This is a genomic window from Drouetiella sp. (genome assembly GCF_059504425.1).
In genome coordinates this window covers 1-3303 of the sequence record NZ_JCACIN010000048.1, presented here as the reverse complement: position 1 = coordinate 3303, position 3303 = coordinate 1, and the positions used below count along the sequence as shown (strand labels likewise).

The 3303-nt window shown below is 50.0% G+C and carries 1 protein-coding gene; it reads left to right on the top strand.

Annotated features, from left to right (window positions below):
• Positions 1-350: 350 nt before the first annotated feature.
• A partial coding sequence (locus AC5JMP_RS12380) for a GAF domain-containing sensor histidine kinase (RefSeq protein WP_495851778.1) occupies positions 351-3303 on the top strand: 2953 nt, incomplete at its 3' end.

Genomic DNA, 3303 nt, shown 5'->3' with positions numbered 1-3303 from the left:
TGCGTTGATGCTGCCTTTAAAGAGTGTCCTAACGTATGTGCGTAGCGCTATACCAGTTTTATCACCTCCTTAAATGGGTTGAAGAAATGGGTTGAGGGCTTTCACCCAGACAATTTGCAGTCGAGTGGTTGTGGAATTGCACTTGAACAACAGCTTAATCGGCAACCCTCCAGCTGTCGCTAGTCCTGAGATTGGAATACGTGTATCAAAGAAGTTGGGTTTTGGACTAACGGTAGTTAAGGAAACAGCCCTTACTTTCGTTGGGTTCAATTTAATCTGAAGCTTGTATAGTGAAATCGTGTCCAATCACAAACTTTTAGGAAAATCCTGTTCTTAATCTAGAGGTTGCTATGGACACAGCACTGGCTCAACTCCACGATCGCCTCTCTGTTCTGGAACAGGAGAATGCCCTGCTGCGGTCGCGGCTCCAGTCCTGTGAGCACTCCTATGCCTTACTGCAACTCAGCGTCAGCAACTTTTCAGAACATCGCCTTTTAGAAGCTACTGCCCAAGTTGCTAGTGCTTTACTGACGATTTCGCCTCTTGATCAAGCCGTCAACACAGCTCTACAAATCATTGGCGAGAGTTTGGAGACTGATCGCGTAGCGGTGATCGAGAATTCTGTCCCTTCCTTTAACTCTGCATCTACAGGGTGGAAAGTGTTGTATGAATGGACTTCTCCTCATACCACGCCACAGATTTCTCATCCTGATTTATCACAAGGAACCTGGGAGGGCATTGAGGAGTGGTACGAGCGTTTGAGTCAAAATCAAAGCATTAGCTGTCTGCTGGAAGAAATGCCTGAACCTTTCCGAAGTGGGCAAGCAGAACTAGGATTGAAAGCGCTCTATGCTGTTCCCATTTTTGTCGAGGATAAGTATTGGGGAGTTATTGGATTTGATGACTGCCGTGAAGCAAAACGTCGCAGTCCAGCAGAACTGTCGGTATTGAAGATTGCTGCTGATTGTATCGGCAGTGCCATTCAGCGAGATCGCACTCAGCAAGCTATTCTAGAAGCGGAACAAGCGCGATCGACTGAACTAGAGAAGGTGAATAAGGCGCTTAAGCGAACGGTTGATGTGCTGGCAATAGAAACAGACCTTGATCGCTTTTTAGGACAGGTGCTCCGAGTGATTGCGGATCAACTGGAAGCGCCGCTAGCAGAGTATTGGTATCATCCCGAACCCGCTAATCTTGCTTATGTCGGGCTCACATACTGGCAGGGGCAGATTCTCAAACCAGAGGAACAGCCAGGGCATGTTGGCTCATTTGGCTACCCTGTGCCAGCAGAAATGATTCAGCGAGAAAGCCTGCACCATCGCCGGGGCCACTTCATCACTGAAGATATGGTAACCAGTCCGCTTCTTATCCAGGTTGCCCATGAATCTGGCTTAGATGCTGGCGCTTGGTACGGCTCGCGTGGGGTTAGCAGTGCCCTCAATGTGCCGTTGATTTTAGGTGACAAGACAATCGGGGCACTGATTGTCTTTTTTTCAGGGAGCCGTCCTTTCACTGAGCCACAGATTGAACTTGCCTATGCCTTGGCGCAACAGGTAACACTGGCAATTCAACTCACACAATTGGCAGAAGAAGCCAAACAAACGGCGATCGCCCGTGAGCAAAAACAAGCGGCTCAGCATCAGGCCGCAGAACTGGCTAGAGCCAACACCCTGCTACGCAATAGCTTAAGCGACCTATCTACAAATCCCAATCTCAACGATATTTTGGGCCACTTGCTAGTGGAAGTCGTTCGCTATTCGGGGGCTTCGGTGGGGCATATCTTCAGCTATGATGCTGACCAGAACACCCTTAACTTGACCATTCGCTGCCAGGATGAGCAGCATTTTTTCACTCCTGCTGACGATGAACCGATCTTATTTCAATCCCCCATTTCTGTTGAGCGCACCCTGATTTTTTCCCAACTTTGCGAACAGCCCAGGCTAGCTGTCCTTAATCAAGAAGACTTTGAAGGACGGTTGTGGCAAGATGTCTCAGAATGGTTTCAAAGCCGTGGTTATCAGGGTACAAGTACCTGTGTGTTGATGGTCGGCGATCGCCCCCTGGGACTCTTGGCAATGGCGTTTCCACAGCCAGTCGCGTTTAGTTCAGTCGAGGAAGAATTGGTTCTGGCTCTGGCTCAACAGATTGCCTTAGTGCTTCAAATAACAATCTTAGGAGAAGCTGACAAGCAAGCGGCGTTAGCGAAGCTGAACGAAGTTCTTGCCCGTGAAGGAGAAATAGCAGCCTTAGAACAGGTGGCAGAACTTGCAAAAGCGAATGCCTCATTGCGTCGCTCCGTGACACACCTCAGCAGCACAGATAGTTTGCACTCATTTCTGGTGGCGGCGCTTCAGGGGGCAATTCAGTCTAGCCGTGCCGCAACGGGAGCGATATTTCTCTACCATAGCGCCTCCCATACGCTACAGATGGTGGCTTTAGTGTTACATGGAGAAGTGATAGACATTGCTACTGATCCTCGTGCTGAACTCTGGCGTCCGCCTATGCCCGCCGACCTGACGCAGATTTTGCAGATGATGCAAGACCCATACCACCAGGTTATTTGGTTTACTCAGGATCAACCGTTATCAGAAACCTGGCAATTTTCGCGCCCCTGGCATCAGCAGCATGGACACAAAACTGTCTCCATGATCCCGTTGGCGATCGGTGAACAAGTATTAGGCTTTATGGGACTTGCTTTCACCACGGATAAACCACCAAGCGAGTTTCGCTTTGAGCAGTGCCGCAGCTTTGCTCACCACGCCGCCCTGGCTATTCAAATGGCTCAGTTAGCTGAGCAAGCTAAGGACGCGGCTTTATTAGAAGAGCGTAACCGCATGGCAAGCGAGATCCACGATACCCTTGCTCAAGCCTTTACGGGAATTTCCCTTCAGATCGAAGTAGTCAAATCGCTGGTTCATGAAGAATCCCAAACCATCCAGCAGATTCTCAAACACATCAGTCAACTGGCAGAATCCGGACTGAGCGAAGCGCGGCGATCGGTCTGGGCACTTTATCCGCTTGCTGCTGAGTATGCAGACTTAGCGCAACTGCTCTACGAAAGCGTAGAACAAATGACTCGTAACACCTCGATCGCCGTTGATGTTAATGTGCAGGGAAGCCCTTACAGCCTGCCGCCCTTCATCGGCATGAACCTGCTGCGCATTGGGCAAGAGGCCGTTACCAACGCCCTGAAGCATGCTCAGGCTGATACAATTGCCATCGAACTTGTCTACGACAGTGATCGTATCAGCCTCACCATCTACGACAATGGGCGAGGCTTCACCCCACCCACCACGCTCGACA